Source organism: Hymenobacter seoulensis (assembly GCF_054780535.1).
On record NZ_BAAGWD010000001.1, the window covers coordinates 545,835 to 563,967 of the forward strand.

General features: G+C 55.9%; 18 protein-coding genes. 10 read left to right on the forward strand and 8 right to left on the reverse strand.

Annotated features, from left to right (window positions below; translation table 11 throughout):
• Window positions 1-62 precede the first annotated feature (62 nt).
• The 3 genes from ACYVHC_RS02410 to ACYVHC_RS02420 form a co-directional block, all read right to left on the reverse strand.
• A complete protein-coding gene (locus ACYVHC_RS02410; RefSeq protein WP_460612063.1) occupies window positions 63-776 on the reverse strand; it encodes an ATP-binding cassette domain-containing protein in 714 nt (237 codons plus the stop codon).
• Window positions 769-1,716, reverse strand: a complete 948-nt coding sequence (locus ACYVHC_RS02415) for a hypothetical protein (protein WP_460612064.1) — start codon at window positions 1,714-1,716, stop codon at window positions 769-771. The genes ACYVHC_RS02410 and ACYVHC_RS02415 overlap by 8 nt, the downstream gene beginning before the upstream one ends.
• Before the next feature lie 64 nt (window positions 1,717-1,780).
• A complete protein-coding gene (locus ACYVHC_RS02420) occupies window positions 1,781-3,151 on the reverse strand; it encodes a saccharopine dehydrogenase family (RefSeq protein ID WP_460612065.1) in 1,371 nt (456 codons plus the stop codon).
• A 307-nt stretch (window positions 3,152-3,458) separates the two neighbouring features.
• Here ACYVHC_RS02420 and ACYVHC_RS02425 point away from each other — a divergent pair, with 307 nt between their 5' ends.
• Both ACYVHC_RS02425 and ACYVHC_RS02430 read left to right on the forward strand, forming a co-directional pair.
• Window positions 3,459-3,953, forward strand: a complete 495-nt coding sequence (locus ACYVHC_RS02425) for a cytidine deaminase family protein (RefSeq protein WP_460612066.1) — start codon at window positions 3,459-3,461, stop codon at window positions 3,951-3,953.
• A gap of 89 nt (window positions 3,954-4,042) precedes the next feature.
• The gene (locus ACYVHC_RS02430) at window positions 4,043-4,711 is read left to right on the forward strand and encodes an alpha/beta hydrolase (RefSeq protein WP_460612067.1); all 669 of its coding nucleotides are present in this window, start codon (window positions 4,043-4,045) and stop codon (window positions 4,709-4,711) included.
• A 79-nt stretch (window positions 4,712-4,790) separates the two neighbouring features.
• On the opposite strand, the gene ACYVHC_RS02435 is transcribed toward ACYVHC_RS02430, so the two are convergent.
• From ACYVHC_RS02435 to ACYVHC_RS02450, 4 genes are all read right to left on the reverse strand, one after another.
• Entirely contained in the window at window positions 4,791-5,543 is a 753-nt protein-coding gene (locus ACYVHC_RS02435; protein WP_460612068.1) for a Rossmann-fold NAD(P)-binding domain-containing protein, read from the reverse strand.
• A 16-nt stretch (window positions 5,544-5,559) separates the two neighbouring features.
• Window positions 5,560-6,372: a porin family protein gene (porT, locus tag ACYVHC_RS02440; RefSeq protein WP_460612069.1), complete on the reverse strand. Its 813-nt coding sequence runs from the start codon at window positions 6,370-6,372 to the stop codon at window positions 5,560-5,562.
• The gene (gene ubiE / locus ACYVHC_RS02445) at window positions 6,321-7,049 is read right to left on the reverse strand and encodes a class I SAM-dependent methyltransferase (RefSeq protein ID WP_460612070.1); all 729 of its coding nucleotides are present in this window, start codon (window positions 7,047-7,049) and stop codon (window positions 6,321-6,323) included. Before ubiE ends, porT begins: the two co-directional genes overlap by 52 nt.
• A gap of 129 nt (window positions 7,050-7,178) precedes the next feature.
• On the reverse strand, window positions 7,179-9,437 hold the full coding sequence (locus ACYVHC_RS02450; RefSeq protein ID WP_460612071.1) for an OmpA family protein: 2,259 nt from the start codon (window positions 9,435-9,437) through the stop codon (window positions 7,179-7,181).
• Window positions 9,438-9,886: 449 nt separating this feature from the next.
• On the opposite strand from ACYVHC_RS02450, the gene yihA reads away from it, so the two are divergent.
• The 3 genes from yihA (at window position 9,887) to ACYVHC_RS02465 (ending at window position 11,701) form a co-directional block, all read left to right on the forward strand.
• The gene (gene yihA, locus ACYVHC_RS02455; protein WP_460612072.1) at window positions 9,887-10,504 is read left to right on the forward strand and encodes a GTP-binding protein; all 618 of its coding nucleotides are present in this window, start codon (window positions 9,887-9,889) and stop codon (window positions 10,502-10,504) included.
• A gap of 74 nt (window positions 10,505-10,578) precedes the next feature.
• Window positions 10,579-11,049, forward strand: a complete 471-nt coding sequence (locus ACYVHC_RS02460; RefSeq protein WP_460612073.1) for an energy transducer TonB — start codon at window positions 10,579-10,581, stop codon at window positions 11,047-11,049.
• Between the two features lie 31 nt (window positions 11,050-11,080).
• On the forward strand, window positions 11,081-11,701 hold the full coding sequence (locus ACYVHC_RS02465; protein ID WP_460612074.1) for a DUF5606 family protein: 621 nt from the start codon (window positions 11,081-11,083) through the stop codon (window positions 11,699-11,701).
• 76 nt (window positions 11,702-11,777) lie between these two features.
• On the opposite strand, the gene fbp is transcribed toward ACYVHC_RS02465, so the two are convergent.
• The gene (gene fbp / locus ACYVHC_RS02470) at window positions 11,778-12,806 is read right to left on the reverse strand and encodes a class 1 fructose-bisphosphatase (RefSeq protein ID WP_460612075.1); all 1,029 of its coding nucleotides are present in this window, start codon (window positions 12,804-12,806) and stop codon (window positions 11,778-11,780) included.
• A gap of 152 nt (window positions 12,807-12,958) precedes the next feature.
• Between fbp and ACYVHC_RS02475 the strand changes: the two genes are divergently transcribed.
• The 5 genes from ACYVHC_RS02475 (at window position 12,959) to rsgA (ending at window position 18,080) form a co-directional block, all read left to right on the forward strand.
• On the forward strand, window positions 12,959-14,263 hold the full coding sequence (locus ACYVHC_RS02475) for an amino acid kinase family protein (protein ID WP_460612076.1): 1,305 nt from the start codon (window positions 12,959-12,961) through the stop codon (window positions 14,261-14,263).
• Between the two features lie 126 nt (window positions 14,264-14,389).
• A complete protein-coding gene (locus ACYVHC_RS02480) occupies window positions 14,390-14,845 on the forward strand; it encodes a Fur family transcriptional regulator (protein WP_460612077.1) in 456 nt (151 codons plus the stop codon).
• A gap of 121 nt (window positions 14,846-14,966) precedes the next feature.
• Entirely contained in the window at window positions 14,967-15,605 is a 639-nt protein-coding gene (locus ACYVHC_RS02485; protein ID WP_460612078.1) for a peroxiredoxin, read from the forward strand.
• 197 nt (window positions 15,606-15,802) lie between these two features.
• Window positions 15,803-17,053 carry a 3-deoxy-D-manno-octulosonic acid transferase gene (locus ACYVHC_RS02490; RefSeq protein WP_460612079.1) on the forward strand — a complete coding sequence of 417 codons (1,251 nt, stop codon included), beginning with the start codon at window positions 15,803-15,805 and terminating at the stop codon, window positions 17,051-17,053.
• Between the two features lie 100 nt (window positions 17,054-17,153).
• The gene (rsgA, locus tag ACYVHC_RS02495) at window positions 17,154-18,080 is read left to right on the forward strand and encodes a ribosome small subunit-dependent GTPase A (RefSeq protein WP_460612080.1); all 927 of its coding nucleotides are present in this window, start codon (window positions 17,154-17,156) and stop codon (window positions 18,078-18,080) included.
• The last annotated feature ends 53 nt before the right edge of the window (window positions 18,081-18,133 follow it).

The following is an 18,133-nucleotide window of genomic DNA, read 5'->3' on the forward strand; positions in this document are numbered from 1 at the left end:
AGCGGTAGAGATGCTTCGACAAGCTCAGCATGACGGTCATGTACCTTCCTGAACAGCTTCCATTACTTCTGAGCAAGAGAGTTGGGCAACAGCTCTCTCAAATGCTGGAGCTTTTGCTGGTACAGTGCATCGAGCAAGTCGGTTGGTAGGCTGGCGAATTCGTGGGCGGCGTAGTGGCGCAGCACCTGGCCATCGGCCAGCACGGTTATTTCGTGGCATAGCTCCGTTAGGGAGCCTAGCAAATGCGAGGTCAGCAGAATTCCCACGCCCTGATCACTTAGCCGGCGCAGTATTTCCATAACCAACAGATTCGTGCTTAAATCAAGCCCGTTGAAAGGCTCATCGAGAATGAGGTAGCGGAAGTTTTGCACAAGCAGCGCCAACAACGCCAGCTTTTTCTTCATGCCCGCAGAGTATTCTTCGGCGTACTGATCTAAGGGCAATTCGAGCAGATAATTCCACCCGGTCAGGTTGGGCACGGGCCGCCCCCGCGCCTGCAGGCAAAACTCTACGTACTCGCGGCCAGTGATGCGCGGGTAGAAGTACGGCTCATAGGGTAGCAAGCCGGCATGCTGCCGGATGGGCAGCCCAGTTGATTCCTGCACAGTGCCTTCGTAGTCAGTATAGAGCCCGTAAAGGCAGTGCAGCAGAGTGGTTTTGCCGGCTCCATTTGCTCCTACCAGCCCATGCAGCGTACCCGGCCGCAGCGTCAGGTCGATGTGCTGCAGAACGGGTGCTGTCCCGAAACGTTTGCGGAGGCCTCGTATCTCAATCATGACAGTACACGGCCAGCTGCCGGTGGCTTTTTAGTAGTAGTCCGCCAAAGCAAGCCATCAGCAGAGCCATATACGCCGGGTTGCTTCCCAGGATAGATAGTCCTACCACCATGGCACCGGCTTGGGTTGTTCGGGCCAAAGTGGCGTGCGGATAAAAGGCATACTTAGCCATCACTACCATGCTCAGCACCACGGCACACCAGAGCAGCAAAGCTAGCGTACCGCCCACGCGAGCGGGGCTTTGAGCCATTATGAGGGCTAGCGGCGCCACCGTAAGCCCAAAGTATAGCATCCCCCACCCCATGCGGCGGCGCAGCCACTGGCCGGGCGTACGCAGCACCGGCAGCAGCCACGTCCAGGGCTCCGCGGGGCCGTATACTTCCAGCAGAAGCCCTAGCCAGACTACAATAGCCACTGCCGGACCGGTTGCCGTGCTCCGGAAACTGCAAGCCACCGCCAGCAGCGCTAGCCAACTAAGGCCCAACCACGGCCGCCGCCCGCCGGCTACCCATTCAAACGCACTGCTCCGGAACACGCTGGGTAACCGCTGCCGACTGGCACGGGCTGTGGCTGGTGGCATAAAGGCCACTAAGGCAGTTAATGCCGTCGTAAGTAGGGCCGGACCCAAGCGCCCCCAGCCTAGCAAGAGCACAGCTGCCGGTACGCTCAGCAACGCATATTCCAGCAGCATCCAGCGGCGGAACTGCGGGGCGGTGAGTTGCAGAAACTGAAGGTCGGAGCGCTGGCGGTGTAGGCTGAGCGTTAGGCCAGCAGCGGCCAGCGGAATCAGCCATGCGCCTGATGGGCTGGCAGCGGCTACGAAACCCGCCCGCAACACCGCTAACCCCAATAAGAGCCCAAGCACCAGTATGCGCCACCACCCCATTTCCAGCACCTGACGACCCAGCACCCGGCTTCGCAGCCGCAAATAATTTCGCATAGGCTTCTCAACGCCGCAACTGCACACGTATTTTACCTGCACAGTACCGGTTGGGCAAGAAATGCTAGCTAGTTAAAACCGGGCTTTCCACCTGGCGCTCTTCCTCAACGAACCGGATACCATATTCCTGCTCTAGCTCCGCCAATATGGGCTCGTACACCTCCGGCAACGTAGGAATGACGACGCCCCGGTGCTGCAGCTTGCCTTGGGCCAGCCGGCGAACGGCAATGGCCACGGGCAGGCCGACGGTTTTGGCCATGGCCGTATGAATGGCATCATCTCCCGTTACTACCAGTGAGGAAGTGTGCGTGTAGGCCGTATCGTTCAGGTTGTACTCAAACCGATGTTGCATCACAATCATGTCGTGGTCGTGGGGTTCCAGGGCCCACTTGGAGGTCAGGAGCTTTTCCAGCAGTTGAGCGGGCGTAGCGTTGGCCTGCCCTACCGGCGAATCGGAGAAAAGTCCGAGCCACGTGAGGCGCTGCATTGTGTCTCCTGCAGGGGCTAGTTGCAGGTACTCAGCCGTGCGGTCAGCTACCGATTTGCCCCCCAACGATGCTAAGGGAAGATACGCCTCCAACAACTCCTGCCAGCTCATATCGGCCTCATTGCCCAGGTGTACCGTATCATCGGTGAGACCTAGCCGGACCAGCGCGTGCCACGCGGCGCAATAGCCAGGGCGACGCAAGGTTCCGCGCAGAATAGTTGGGATGGTTTCTAGGCCGTAGGGGGCGCGGTAGCTCAGGGAGTCGCGGTTGGCATAACCCTCAAACTTGCCGAAGCCCGGTACTTCCAGCTCCTCAGTGCGCGCAAACAAATGCTGATACGGAATAAAGCGCAGGCGGCCTTCTTCCAGATACTTGGCAGTGCTTTGGCCGGCCAGCACCACGTTGCGCGGATTCCAGGTGAATTTGTACTTCCACGGGTTGTCGCCTTCGGAGTCAGGCGCCATCAGGCCCCCGCAGTACGATTTAAACGACGTGAGCTGTCCGCCTCGCTGCCGCACATCCTCAATCACGCGCATTGCCGACATATGATCAAGGCCGGGGTCGAGGCCACACTCCATCAGGATAGTGATTCCAGCAGCTTGCGCCTCGGCATCCAGCGCCCTGATTTCTTCGCTCACGTAGCTGGCCGTTATGAGGTGGCGCGCATGCTGCACGCAGGCCCGCGCCACCGGAGCATGAAACAAGGCCGGCAGCATCGAAATAACAATATCGGCGCCCAGCACCAGCTCTTCCAGCTGCTCTTCGTTCTGAATCGAAAACGTGACGGCCTGCGCAAAGGCAGTGTGGCCGGCCAGCACGGGCAGTAGGTGCGCGGTTTGCACATCGGCTACCGTGAGGTGCCAACCCTCTGTAGGTGCGTGGTGCAACATGTAGTGCAGCAGAGAAGAAGCCGAGCGGCCGGCGCCAAGAAGCAGTATGCGAGTCATAGAGAAGCGGTGGGTGGAAGCAAGATGCAGAACGAGCCGCCAATATCAGAATTTTGCGCGGGTGGCCTGCCAGGCGCTTAAGTTGGCCCGCAGTAATTGTTGGCAGCTGCTGGATATGGCCACTACACTCAACACTAGGTAAGGGGCGGCGGCAACCGGGTTCGAGTTTGATTAGAAGGTAGCGGTTTAGTTTTTCGGTATGATTTACTGGTTCCTTCTTTGACCACGAAAAAATCGTACATTCACCGCCCCATTTTCACTTCCCGGGGCCGCTAGTCGGAACCGGGCCGTTCCTTTCCTGCCCCCGATGGCCCAACCGCTCCACCTTACCATCACCGTTGACGTGATGGCCTCCGAAGCCGACCTCTCACCCGCCGAAGTTACCACCTGGCAAGCGGCCCGCGCCGCCACCGACTACGCGTATGCCCCGTATTCCCACTTTCATGTGGGCACCGCGTTGCTGCTCGATGATGGCTCCATCTTTCGCGGCACCAACCAGGAAAACGCGGCGTTTCCATCGGGCCTTTGTGCTGAGCGTACCGCCTTGTTTGGCTTGGCCGCTGCTCACCCCGAGCGCCGCATTGTAGGCATGGCCGTAGCGGCCCGCCCCGCCAACGGCGACTTTGTGCCCGTGACTTCCTGCGGCGCGTGCCGCCAGGTGATGGCCGAGTATGAGCACCGGCAGAAACAGCCCATTCCGCTGCTGCTGCCCGGCCCCAACGGGAGCATCTACCGCTTCGCCTCCCTCTCCGATTTGCTGCCTTTCGGCTTTACTTCTGATGATTTGCCTACCGCCCAATAAAGCGTAGCGCCCAAGGGGGTTTGCGGTTCTACTGGGCCTAGGGTCTTCTGAACCAGCAACCTGTTTGGTCCTCCATCCTGCACATTCGCATGTCTGTACAAGCGCATCATCTGCCCGTTACGCGCACAGCCCGCTATTTTCAGCTCGGCGAGCTTTCGGCGGCAACCCGGCAGGTTTGGTTTGTGGCCCACGGCTACGGGCAGCTGGCCGCCTATTTCATCCGGCACTTTCAGCACCTTACGGCAGCTGATTCGGGCCTAGTGATTATTGCGCCGGAAGGGCTTTCGCGCTTTTATCTGCAGGGCACCGGGGGTCGTGTTGGGGCTACCTGGATGACGAAGGAAGACCGCCTCACCGAAATTGAAGATTACGTAGCCTACCTCAACCAGCTTTCGGAAACCATTTTGCAGCAAGCTGCGCCCGATGCGGCCGTAACGGTACTAGGTTTTTCGCAGGGGGCTGCTACGGTAAGCCGCTGGCTGGCCCACGCCCGGTTCCGACCAGCGCACTTGGTGTTATGGGCCGGCGCCTTTCCGCCCGATATGGACTTTGGCGTTGCGACTCACCTGCTGAAAAACCTGCCCGTAACGCTGGTCTGTGGAACCGAAGACGAGTTTGTTTCTGAAGAAGCCATGCAGCAGCAACGCGCTTTCCTGCAGCAGCTCGGCGTGGAGCCCACTGTGCTTTCCTTCGATGGCAAGCATACGCTGAACGCAGCAGTACTAGCCCAGATGGCGGCGTCAACCCCGAGTTACTAGGCTCGCTCACTGTGCTAAGCGAAAACGCAGAAAGCCGCCCCAGATGGAGCGGCTTTCTGCGTTATATTACCCTAGCACGCTAAGCGTCTTTCCGAATGGTAGTGGCGGCGGCTTGGGCGGCAGGCAGAAGCAGTACCTCCGCAATGTTAACGTGCGCCGGGCGCGTTACCATAAACTGAATCACATCGGCTACGTCTTCGGCTCGAAGCGGCTCATAGCCTTTGTACACGGTAGCCGCGCGCTCCGTATCGCCCTTAAAGCGCACCTCCGAAAACTCCGTTTCCACGGCACCGGGGTTTACCTCCGCCACCCGAATCTGATGGGGTAGCAAGTCCAGGCGCATACCCTTGGTGAGGGCCGCTACGGCTGCTTTTGAGGCGCAGTACACGTTACCGTTCGCATATGTCTCGTGGCCAGCAATGGAGCCGATGTTGATGATGTGGCCGGTGTTGCGGCGCGTCATGGAGGGCAGCACGGCCCGGCTCACGTACAGCAGCCCCTTCACGTTGCCATCCATCATATCGTCCCAGTCCTGGGGGTTTCCATCCTGAATGGGGGCTAGTCCGTGGGCGTTGCCGGCGTTGTTAATCAGCACATCAATGTCCTGAAACTCGGCGGGCAGGCTTTGCACGGCAGCATCCACCGCGGACCGGTCCCGAACATCGAAGGTGAGCAAATGGGTTGGCACACCAGCTAGCTCCTGTGCTAGCTCCTGCAGCCGCTCCAGGCGCCGGCCAGCCAATACCAGCCGGAACCCAGCCTTGCCCAATGCCACGGCCGTAGCCCGACCAATACCCGACGAAGCGCCGGTGATAAATGCAGTTTTTGTCATCTCCAGAGGGAAAGTGTTAGCGACCCGACCAGATATTCAGGTACAGGGTAACGGTATTGCTTTTCATGCTTTGCAGGCTGCGGCTGTACACATCGGTTCCGTTAGTGTGCAGGTTCATGAGGCCGTGCGAAAAGCGTAGCTCAGGCGAGAATTTGAAGAAAGGATAAAACAGGTCCATCCCTACTCCATACTCGATGGCAATGTCGCTGCTCTGGGCCTGCAGCAGGTTTCTTTCCGGCTCTTTGCGGCGGTTGCCAATATTAAAGCTCGGCTTCACACCGCCGATGATATACACCCGTGAGTTGCGCCGACGTTGCGACTTCAGTTTCAGCATCACCGGCAAATCAAGCTGGGTGCTGGCTATTTCCTGGGTCTCAATTTCCTCCGGGTCGTTGTCGGACTTCTTAGTATACCCTTGGTCCTTAAACTCTACACGGCGGGTTAGAAAACTCACACCCGGTCCAAAGTTCAGGGCTACATAATCCGTAATTCGGAAGTCGCCCAGAAAGCCCACTGAAAACCCCGGGCTGATGATGGAGTTGGATGACACTCCTTGAGTTTGAAAGCCGGGTGCCTGTTCAATCTTGTAGCGCGAAAAGTTGGGCGCTACGTACATACCCAAGTGCAGCCCGCGCTCATCGTAGCCGGGCAGGTTGTTGGTTGTTACCGATTTTACTTGGCCGCTTTTGCTGCGGTTGGCAGAGGTTTGGCTTTTGCGTTGGGCTTCAGCGCCGAAAGGAAGGGCGGCGGTTGCCAGGGCAACGAGGGCTAGGCGGGTTATTTTTGAGCGGTGTAAATGGAGCTGATGCCGAAGGTGAGTGGTTGCCATGCGGGAGAGGTAAAGCCGACTTTACGTAGAATCGCCAGAAAGTCCTGACCATCCGGAAAGGCCTGCACCGATTCGGGCAGGTAAGTGTACGCGGCGCGGTCTTTGGAAATCAGTTTGCCGAACACCGGCAAAATATTCTTGAAGTAGAAGTTATACGCTTGCTTCATGGGGAATGCCGTAGGCTTGGAAAATTCCAGCACTACCATCTTTCCGCCCGGCCGTAGTACCCGGCACATTTCTGCCAGCCCTTTCTCCAGATTCTCGAAGTTGCGCACCCCGAATGAGGCCGTCACGGCATCGAAGTGGTTATCCGGAAACGGCAGGTTTTCGGAGTCGCCCAGCTCTAGCTTAATACGATGGCCCAACCCCTTCTGCTGCAGCTTGCGGCGGCCAACGTCCAGCATGCCTTCGGAAATGTCAACGCCCGTAATCTGCGCGTCGGGGGTTGCCGCCCGTAGCGTTTCAATGGCGAAATCAGCGGTACCGGTAGCAATATCGAGCACGCGAGCCGGCCGTAGCTGCTTGAGCTCGTTTACAGCCTTACGCCGCCAGTAGATATCCGTGCCCGCACTCAGGAAGTGGTTCAGGAAGTCATACTTGCCAGCAATGCTATTAAACATCTGGGCCACCTGTGACTTTTTGCCGGCGGCATCATCTTTATACGGTACTACGGACATACTTCTTAGGGCAGAGAACGGGGTAACTCAGGCAAAATTGCCCAATAACAACGGCTCACCCAGCATTATGTTGAAAAAAAACGGGCCGGGCTTTTGGCCCGACCCGTTTCCTAGGTTCCAAACAACTGATTAGTCGTTGTCGGTCTTCACTTTAGTTTTCGAACCGTCAGCTTCTTTGGCCTTCGAGTCAATGGTACCGTCTTTGGTTACGGTCTTGCTTTTCTCGTCGTTGGCGCCTTTGGTTTTCACTTTCACCTTGTCGCTGTCTTCGTCCACTTTGGTTTTCACCTTCGTGCCGTCGGGCAGCTTGGCCTTGCTCTTGCCAGGTACCAAGGGGGTAGTAGTTACCGTGTTCGAAGAAGCAGGAGCCGTAGTACCAGTTGAATTGGTAGAGTTAGCACCGGAAGCAGGGTTCGTCAGCTGAGGAGCTGCATCACCTTCCTTCACAATCACGCGGAACTCAACGCGGCGGTTCAGCTGCATGTTCTCAGGCGAATCGTTCGGAGCAGCAGGACGACGCTCACCGTAGCTTACGGTCACCATGCGCGTCTCAGCAATACCCGACTTCTTCAGGTAGTTGTACGCAGCGTCCGAGCGGTTCTGACCCAGTACAATGTTGTACTCGTCGGTGTTGCGCGAGTCGCAGTGGCCTTCAATCGAGATGTTAACGCCGGGGTTAGCCTTCAGAATGTTGCTGATGTTCGTCAACTCCTTGATCGACTCCGGGCGCAGCTTATACTTGTCCGTATCGAAGTAAATCTTCTTGAACTGTGCGTACAGGCTCTGAGTGGTATCTACGTAGTTCACGTAGAAATCCTTTTCAACAACGGTAGAGTCGTTGAACGAGTTAGGCACGGCAAATTCCTGCGTCTCGATGTTCTTGCCATCTTTTGACACAGCTACCTGGTAGGTACGGCCCGAAAGCACACTTACCTGATAAGCACCGGTTTCGGGCTTGGTTACATCACGGTAGCTGAGCGCCGTTTTATCGGCCTGCGTTCCGCTGAACACCAGCTCTACCCCTGGGATGATGGTGCTATCACGCATGGAAAGCACACGGCCCCGGATGGTGGCGTTCTTGATGTAGTTGATGGTATAGATGTCCTTTTCACCGTAACCACCGATGCGGTACGAAGAAAGGTAGGCGTAGCTGCCATCAGGGCTCAGGCGGTAGTACGTGTCGTCGTCCGGCGTGTTCACGGGGTAACCCATGTTCTCGGGGCGGCTCCACTTGTTGCCAATTGAATCCCAGTCCGACTTGAAGATATCGTATCCGCCCATCGTGTTATGGCCACGGGAAGCGAAATACAACGTCTTGCCATCAGGGCTCAGGAACGGGCTGTCATCATCGTAAGGCGTGTTAATTGCCCCACCAATTGTTTTAGCTGGTCCCCAATCACCGCCGGGCTGACGCTTGGCGTAGTAAATGTCCAGCGTGCCCTCTTCCGAGTATTTGCTGGTTGAGAAGTAAATGGTTAGGCCATCGGGAGTAATGTAAGCGTCTGACTCAAAAGACTTCGAGTTGATGTTGTTGTTCAGCTTCTTAGGAGCTGTCCAATCACCACCTGCTTTCTCAGTGTAGAAAATGTCGCCATTCTCATCCTGGCGATACATCAGCATCTTGGTGTCGTTATCGAACACCTGAATGGAAGCATCGTGGCCTTTGCCGTTCAGCACACCGCTCAACGAGCGAGGCTTTTCCCAGTTCTGGTCGTCAATGCGCTTGGCTTCGAAGATGTCTTCGTAGTACTCGCCGTCAGAAGCCAGGTTTCCTCCTTTTTTGCCTTCCGCGTTGCCCGCTCCGGTTACGTTTTCGCCGCGTGAGGTGAACAGCAGCAGCTTATCATCGGCCGAGATTACGGGGCTATGCTCCGAGAACTGGGTGTTGATAGTGGGGCCCAAGTTATTCACGAAGATATCCTTGGGGCTGTTGAACTGCACTTTTGCGTTTTTGCTGTGCTGGATCAACTGAGCCAATTCCTTCTTACGGGTGTCCTTGGACTTGAGCGTGGTATTATACGCTTGGAAGTGCGCAATTGCCTCGTCGAAGTTATAGTTCAGGTGGTCAACCCGACCGAGCCAGTATTCTACGTCCTTGGAAACGTTCTTTTTCAGACGCTGCGCTTTGTAGATATAGTCGCTGGCTTTTTCCTTGTCGAATGACATGTAAGAAATGCCGGCCCGGAACAATGCCTGCGCATTGTTAGGGTCTTTGGCCAACACCTGCTCGTAGTAGGGAATGGAGGCCCGATAGTTTTCCTGGTTGAAAAACTTGTTAGCAGTCTTCAGTTGCTTGCGCGTGCTTTGAGCCAAGGCAGGCTGGGCCACAGCAGCCGTCAGCGCGAAGGTGCACGAGACTTGCAGTAACCTTCTGACTAAATTGTCCATTGGTGGAGGGGTTAGGGAAATATGGAGTTGCGAAGGAGGAAATGAGAAGCGTCTTACACCGTATGTGGAAGCCGTTTTTCAAGAGTTGCCTCTTATACTGAAAACCCGTCTCAGGGTTGAGCACGGGTTGGCAAAAAGAGTAGCTAAATGCCAAAAAAGAGGCATTTTCGCTTATCTAACTCACCAAAAACACTGCCCAGGCCAGTGTAATTGGCGGGCAAAGATAGAAATTTTATAATACGGACTTAGTCGCATCCAATTTGTTGCGTTTATAAGCAGCAGATAAATAAAGGAGTTACATTTTTTATGCAAAATCCTTCTTTAATCCATGGCTGACCGCACAAATATAGTCTGACTGCTTAAACTACAAGGTTTTTCCCAAAAAAATTATGATTCACCTGAACGGGTATTGATTATCTACCTTTGCATTCCAGTTTTCGGTTTTGACTATGAATATCCAGGAAGCAAAATTTCTGATGAGCAATACTCGTGTAGAGGATTGCCCCGCCCCCACGCTCCCAGAGTACGCTTTTATTGGCCGCTCCAACGTAGGCAAGTCCTCTCTTATAAATATGCTTACGGGTCAGAAGGGGCTAGCGAAAACTTCTGCCCTACCCGGAAAAACACAGCTAATCAACCATTTCATAATTAATAATAATTGGTATTTGGTTGATTTGCCGGGCTATGGATACGCTCGGGTTAGTAAAGACTCGCGGGTTAAATGGGGGCGCATGATTAATTATTATTTGCGCAACCGCGAAAACCTGGCGTGCGTGTTTGTACTCCTGGACTCGCGCCATACCCCACAGGCCGTTGACCTGGAGTTTATGGAGCAGCTCGGCGAGGCCGGAGTTCCGTTCGTAATGGCGTTCACGAAAGCCGATAAGCAGTCGGGCAGCCGTACCCACCAGAACGTAACGGCCTACCTGGCCAAGATGGGGGAAACCTGGGATGAAGTGCCGAGGCACTTCGTGACATCGGCAGAGGAAAAAACAGGCCGCGACGAAATACTAGGGTTCATTGAAGAAGTAAACCAGCAACTCGCGCAAGAGGCCGATAATACGTAAATTGGCCCTGTAATTGCCTGCCTCGAACCGCCGTATCAGGCCATAGCTTTACTTGTCTTCTCTGCGTTTCTCACATGAAAAAAACCATCCTTTTCCTGGGCCTCGGCCTGCTGGCCTGCTCCGCCCCGGCGCTAGCCCAGAAAACCAAAATAAAAGTTAAAACCGACGGCCCGGTTCCGGAGGCCGCCGCTGCCGATGCTCCGGCCCAAGCGGAACCGGCCCGTGGCCCCAAAGCCATTCCGGTAGCAGAGTATTACCCCGGCGGACAGGAGGCCATGTATGCCTTCATTGAGAAGGAACTGAAATATCCTATTCTGGCCCGCCGGAACCGTATTCAGGGTCAGTGCATTGTGAGCTTCACGCTGAATACCGATGGCACGATGTCGGGCATTAAGCTGGTAAAGCAAATTGGCGGCGGCTGCGGCGAGGAAGCTCTGCGCGTAGTGCGCCTGCTCAAGTTCAACAAGCCTGATTACGCCATTCTTACTAGCCTTCCCGTGACGTTTAAGCTGCCGGCCCCGGGCCAAGCCGCCACAACTGAGTAACTTCGCACTTTCAACAACGCATCCTTTTCTTATGCCCTACGACCTGAAGGAAATTGCCGCCATCAGCGGAATGCCCGGTCTATACCGCCTCCTGAAGCCTACCCGCGCTGGCGTTATCATTGAAGCCCTCGACGGAAAAGGCAGCCGCTCCGTAGCCTCGGCCCGCAACAAGGTGTCCTTGCTCCAGGAAATTTCCATCTACACCCAGGATTACGACCAGACGGTTCCGCTGTCGGAAGTGTTTGACCGGATTTACCAAAAGCACGGTGCTGAGCTGGCCGTTACCCACAAGTCGGATGACCGGGACCTAACGGCGTTCATGGGCGAAATTATGCCCGACTACGACCGGGAGCGGGTGTACATGTCGGATATCAAGAAGCTGGTGCAGTGGTACAACACCGTGAGCAAGCGCCTTGAGTATCAGGCCCCAGCTCAGGAAGAAGATGAAGCACCCGTAGCTGAATCTGCTGCGACGGAAGAAAAGCCGGTTGCCGGCAAAAAGAAGGCTAGCAAGAAGGACGAGCCGGCCGCTGACGAAGCCCTGAGCACGGCCGGCATCATTCCGGCAGCTGAGGAAACCAATGCGGCGGAAAACCCCGAAGCTGGCGACGCCAAGCCCGCCAAGAAAGCCTCTAAAAAGAAATCGGAGTAGGTGTACTACTCCTTTATCAACTAAAAAGGCCGCCCGGACAACCGGGCGGCCTTTTGGCTTTAATGCTTTTGGCAACCTAGCCTTTCAATACGGCGTCGTGCGCAAACTCGGCCGCCAGAAACTCTTCTACCTTGTCTACCATTTCGGGGGAGCCAATGAATAAGGGGCACCGCTCATGCAGGTCATGCGGCTCCAGCTCCAGCGTACGACGACGGCCGTTGCTGGATTTGCCACCGGCTTGCTCCACAATAAAGGCTAGCGGGTTGCACTCGTACATGAGGCGCAGCTTGCCGTTGGGCGCTTTTTTGGAGGTCGGATACATATAGATGCCGCCCTTCAGCAGGTTACGGTGGAAATCAGCCACCAACGAGCCAATGTAGCGGGCCGAGTAGTTTTGCTCTTTGCAATACGCTACAAAGCCCTTCATACCTTCCGAAAACGACTCAGACACGCCCTCATTTATAGAGTAGATAGTGCCCGACTTGGGGGTATGAATGTTAGGGTGTGAGAGGAAAAATTCGCCTAGGGAAGGTTCGTAGGTGAAGCCATTCACGCCGTTGCCAGTGGTGTACACCATCATGGTGCTGGAGCCGTAAATCACGTAGCCAGCCGCTACCTGGTGAGTGCCCGTCTGGAGGCAGTCCTGGGAATTGCCTTCACTGCCCGTGGGCGAAACGCGGCGGTAGATGCTGAAAATAGTGCCAATTGACACGTTTACGTCGATGTTGGAAGAGCCATCCAGGGGGTCAATGGCTACCACATACTTGCCCTGGGTATTACCGGTCTGAATCATTTCCTCGTCTTCCTCCGAGATGATGGTGCAGACTTCGCCGCCGTTGCGCAGTGCCCGAATAAACCGGATGTTGGCAATCACATCCAGCTTCTGCTGATCCTCGCCCTGCACGTTGCGGTTGCCGTAGGCGCCAGCAATATCAATTAGGCCCGAGCGGTTAATTTCACGGTTAACGATTTTAGCAGCTAGGGCAATGTCGCGCAGCAATTGCGAAAGCTCTCCGGTGGCATACGGAAAATCCTCCTGTTTTCGCATGATAAAGCGGTCCAGGGTGGTGCCAACGGGCAGCGCCAGCTTGTCGTGATTGTTCATAGGGTGGAAAAAAACGGGGTGGGAAAGGTCAAAATTAACCAATTTGACGAAGTAGGCTCAGTAAGTGTTCGTTTAATATGAATTGCTCGGGTATCGGTTGGGTAGCACTAGGGGGCTAGGCAAAAAGCACCGCGACGCCCTACATTTGGGCCATGCAAGAACCGCATCAACTCAGAGTTTACAAATTTGGCGGCGCCTCCGTGAAAGATGCCGCGGCTATTCGCAATCTGGCCAGCATCGTCCACAATCATGGAGGAAGCGGTCAATTGCTCATTGTGGTGTCGGCTATGGGCAAGACCACCAATGCTCTGGAAGCGCTCTTTCAGTTGGCCCATGCCGGGCAAGACTACAGTGAACCGCTAACTTCGCTGCGCGAATTCCACTTGGGAGTTGCCCATGAACTAGGCCTTACTGCTGCCGCAACCTCCTCCTCTGAAGTATCAACCCTAGAGCAGTTGCTGGAGCAGCTGCAAGACCGCCTGGCTACCTTAGTGCCCAGCGAGTTCGATAAGCAGTATGATCAGGTAGTAAGCTTTGGTGAGCTATTGGCCACTCGCATCGTAGCCGAGGCCCTGCAGGCGCAGTGGCTAGACTGCCGCCCGCTTATCCGGACAGACCACACGTGGCGCGAAGGCCGCGTCGACTGGCCCACTACCGAGCGCAACCTGCGCGCTACCCTCCCCGATCAGCTACTGCATGGCCCCGTCGTGACGCAGGGCTTTTTAGGCGGCACCGCTAGCGGCCACACCACCACCCTAGGCCGAGAAGGCTCAGACTACACCGCAGCCATTCTGGCCTATTGTCTGGGAGCCGAGTCCGTGACGATTTGGAAAGATGTGGCGGGCCTGCTCAACGCCGACCCCAAAATATTCTCTGACACGGTGCGCTACCCCGAAATCAGCTACCAAGAGACCATTGAAATGGCCTATTACGGGGCGTCGGTCATTCACCCCAAAACCATTAAGCCATTGGCCGTACGGGGCATTCCGCTGCTGGTCAAATCTTTCCTTGACCCTACAGCTGAGGGCACGCGCATTCATGACTGCCGCCACGGCCTGCTGGTGCCTGCTTTCATCCGCAAAACCAGCCAGTGCCTTATCTCTTTTGAGTCGAAGGACCTCACGTTTATCTCAGAGGAAAACCTAGAGGTGATATTTGGCGCTCTAGCTCAAGTGCGACTCAAGATTCATCTGATGCAGAATTCCGCCATTAGCTTCTCGGTGTGCACTGATTTTTCGGCGTACCGGCTGGAAAAGCTGCTGGGGCTGTTACGCGAGCAATTCACCATCCACTACAATACTGACCTGGAGCTGTATACCATCAAGAATTACGATACCGCCAGCGTAAAGCGCCTAACTACTGGCCGCGATTTGCTGGTAGAGCAGCGCACTCGCCAGACGTTTCAGTTTGTGTGTCGAGGCAGCCTAGCAGAAGTGTCCGAAAGTAGGAAGTACTAGGTGCTGCTAGCCCGTCAACCTTCCCTCCTAAGTGCAAGTGAGTTAGCAGAACAACGGGCAAAAAGGAAACAATTTTGCCCCGCTACGCCTTACTGACGTATCTTTGCGGAGAATTATTCTTGTCTGGTGAACCACATTTCTGACTCTTTTCAGCCTGCTCCGGATGCCGGATACGTCCGAACCCGCCTCTCAGGGGCCGGTTTGCGCGCTACTCGTCAGCGGGTTGTCATCCTGGAAAGCCTGCTCACCCTGCCGGGGCACCCTACGGCTGAGCAGGTGCATCGGCAGGCAATCAGCCAGGAGCCGACTATTTCACTGGGCACGGTGTACAAGGCCCTCGACTCATTTGTGGCCGCAGGACTCACGCGCCGCGTGGCCTCGGCCGAAGGCGCTTCCCGCCGCTATGATGCCGACTGCACCGAGCATCATCACTTGTTCTGCACCAACACGCAGGAAATCATCGACTACTGCGACCCACAACTCGATGCCCTGATTCGGGAGTTTTTTGCGGCAAAAGGCCTGCAAGACTTTCAGCCTCACTCCTTCTCCCTGCACATCACGGGTAGTAAAGTGACGAAGTAACTCGTAGTGGAAACCACCAGAATGCTGTGGCATTACGGCTGGCCTTCTTCCATACTACCGGCTTCGCGCTTTTCATATCCTCTCTCTTTTAACACACTTTTTTCACTTCATTACCAAACACATGGCAGTTCTCGTAGGTAAGCGCGCTCCTTCGTTCAAAGCTACCGCCGTTATCGACGGCGAATTCGAGGAGGATTTCTCCCTCGACCGTTACCTGGGCAAGAAGCACGTTATCTTCTACTTTTACCCCGCTGACTTCACGTTCGTTTGCCCCACCGAAATCATAGCGTTCCAGGATCGTCTGGCCGATTTCGAAGCAAAAGGCGTGGCCGTTATCGGTTGCTCTACTGACACGCACTTCTCGCACTTTGCCTGGCTGCAAACTCCCCGCGACAACGGCGGCATTGAGGGCGTAACGTACCCGCTGGTAGCTGACGCTACCAAAACGATTGCCGCTAACTTCGACGTGCTCGGCGGTCATTACGACTACAACGAAGCCGGCGAAATGACCTTCGTAGGCTCGCCCCTGGCGTATCGTGGCCTGTTCCTGATCGACAAAGACGGCATCGTGCGCCACCAAGTGGTAAACGACGGGCCCCTAGGTCGCAGCATCGACGAAGCCATGCGAATGGTGGACGCGCTGCAGTACTTTGAGGAGAAAGGCGAAGTGTGCCCCGCTAACTGGGAAGAAGGCAAAGAGGCTATGCATGCTACCCGCGAGGGTGTAGCCAACTACCTCGGCAAGCAGGCGGCTCACTAAGCTTCCTCACTTAGCTTTTGGCATTCAACTGCTTAAAAGGCTCCGGCTTCACGGCCGGAGCCTTTTTTTGTGGAAGCGTGCGGAAGCCTCAGAACCGCGTACTTTTGCGCCGTGCATTTTTCCTAGGTTACCTTTGCCGGTAAACCGCCCGTGGGTCAGATGCACTTCTCCCTCTGGCTTCTTCCTAGTTTTCAACGTTGCGTTTTCTATATTCTTTAGTTCTCCCGCTGTATGCCCTGCTGCTCCGGCTGGTAGCGCCCTTTGTGCCGAAAGCAGCGCAGTGGGTACAGGGGCGGCGCGGGTTGCTGGCGCACATTCGGGAAGCCTTGCAGCAGGAAACGGCGCCGCTGGTCTGGTTTCATTGCGCATCGCTGGGTGAGTTCGAACAGGGTCGCCCCCTGATGGAAGCGTACCTGGCGCGCTACCCTCAGCATAAGCTTGTACTCACCTTCTTTTCGCCCTCGGGCTACGAAGTGCGCAAGAACTGGCCGGGCGCTGCTTACGTGTTTTACCTACCCCTCGATACGGCTGAAAACGCCCGCACCTTTCTGGAGTTGGTGCAGCCTAGGCTGGCTATATTCGTGAAGTACGAATTCTGGTACCACTTCCTGACCGAGTTGCAGCGCCGCAACGTGCCTACCGTGTGCGTATCGGCAATTTTCCGCCCCGAGCAAGCTTTTTTCCGACCATGGGGCGGTTTTTTTCGGCGCATCTTGGGCCGCTTTACGCACATCTTCACCCAGAATGAAGCGTCCGTAGCATTGCTACGCACAGCGGGCATTACGCACGCCAGCGTGGCTGGCGACACCCGCTTTGATACGGTAGTGCACACAGCCTCAGAAGCGTCTCGGCCCCTACCCCTCGTGGATGCCTTTACCGACGACTGGGCTCCTGTGTTTATTATTGGTAGCAGCTGGCCCGAAGACCTGCCGGCGCTTACTCCGCTCCTGCAGCAGTATGCTGATAGTCTGCGGTTTATTGTAGCTCCCCACGAAATCAATGAAACTAATCTGCGGCTGGTAGAGCAGACCCTGCCCGGCCGGGTGGTGCGCTACTCGCAGGCCAACGCCGATACCGTGTCGGAGGCGCGGGTACTGCTGATGGACAACGTGGGGCTGCTGAGCCAGCTCTACCGCTTTGGGCATTTTGCTTACATCGGGGGGGCATTTGGCAAAGGCCTGCACAACACGCTGGAAGCGGCAGCATTTGGGTTGCCCCTCTTCTTTGGGCCTACGTACTACAAGTTTCAGGAGGCGCAAGACCTAGTAGAAATGGGCTGTGCCTTCCCAATTTCTACCGCTGATGAGCTCCTGACGGCCTTCGGACCGCTGTACCACCGCGAGGAAGCCCGTCTGACGGTGCAGGACCTGAGCCTAGACTACGTGCACGACCACAGCGGCGCAACCGGCAAAATCATGAACTGGCTGGAAGGAAAAGTGCAGCCCTGAATTGGAGAGCCAGTGGTTGCCCCCGCTTGTTGCCCTAGTACTTTACCCTGCGCTTTTTCCCGTAGGCTTGCTTTTCCAACCGTCACAACGTCATCAGTATATGACCGGAACTATTGTTAAATCCACAGGCTCGTGGTACATCGTGCGCGAGACGGGCAACAACCAGTTGCATCGGTGTCGGCTGCGGGGTAAGTTCAAAAACCAGGGCCTGAAAGTGAGCAATCCGCTAGCCGTTGGCGACCAAGTTGACTTCACAGTGGAAGAGCAAACCGAGGGCGCTGGCGTGATTCACCATATTGAGCCGCGCCGCAACTACATCATTCGCCGCTCGGTGCACAAAGCGGAACACGCCCACATTGTAGCCGCCAACCTCGACCAAGGCCTGTTGGTAGTAACGCTGGCTTCGCCCGCTACCTCCTTTGGTTTCATCGACCGGTTTTTGGTTACGGCCGAGGCGTATCGGATTCCGGTTACGCTGCTGTTCAACAAAACGGACCTATACGACGAAGACCTGGCAGATTATCAGGACCAGATTCTGAAAATGTATGCCCGCGTGGGCTACCCCGGCCTGCGCTGCTCCGCCTACACCGGCGAAGGCGTTGCGGAAATTGATGCCTTGCTGGAAGGAAAGGTGTCGTTGCTATCGGGCCATTCGGGCGTGGGCAAAAGTACGCTAATCAATGCCCTGGTGCCCGACCTCGACTTGAAAACCGCGGAAATCAGTCAGTTTTCTGATAAAGGTGTGCACACCACCACCTTCGCTGAAATGCTGGAAGTGCGGCCCGGCACCTACCTCATTGATACACCTGGTATCAAGGAGCTGGGCTTAGTGGATATGAAGGCCGGCGAGCTGGCGCATTATTTTCCCGAGATGCGCGCCTTACTCAACCAGTGCCGCTACCACAACTGCCAGCACCTGCACGAGCCAGGCTGCGCCGTGCGGGAAGCCGTGGACAAAGGCAAAATTGCGCTGCCCCGCTACGACAGCTATGTGAGCATGCTCCAAGGCGACGACAATCGGAAGTAATATTTAGGCAGACGTAACCTGAGGCAAGAGTTGGCGGTTTGCACAGCTGGCGC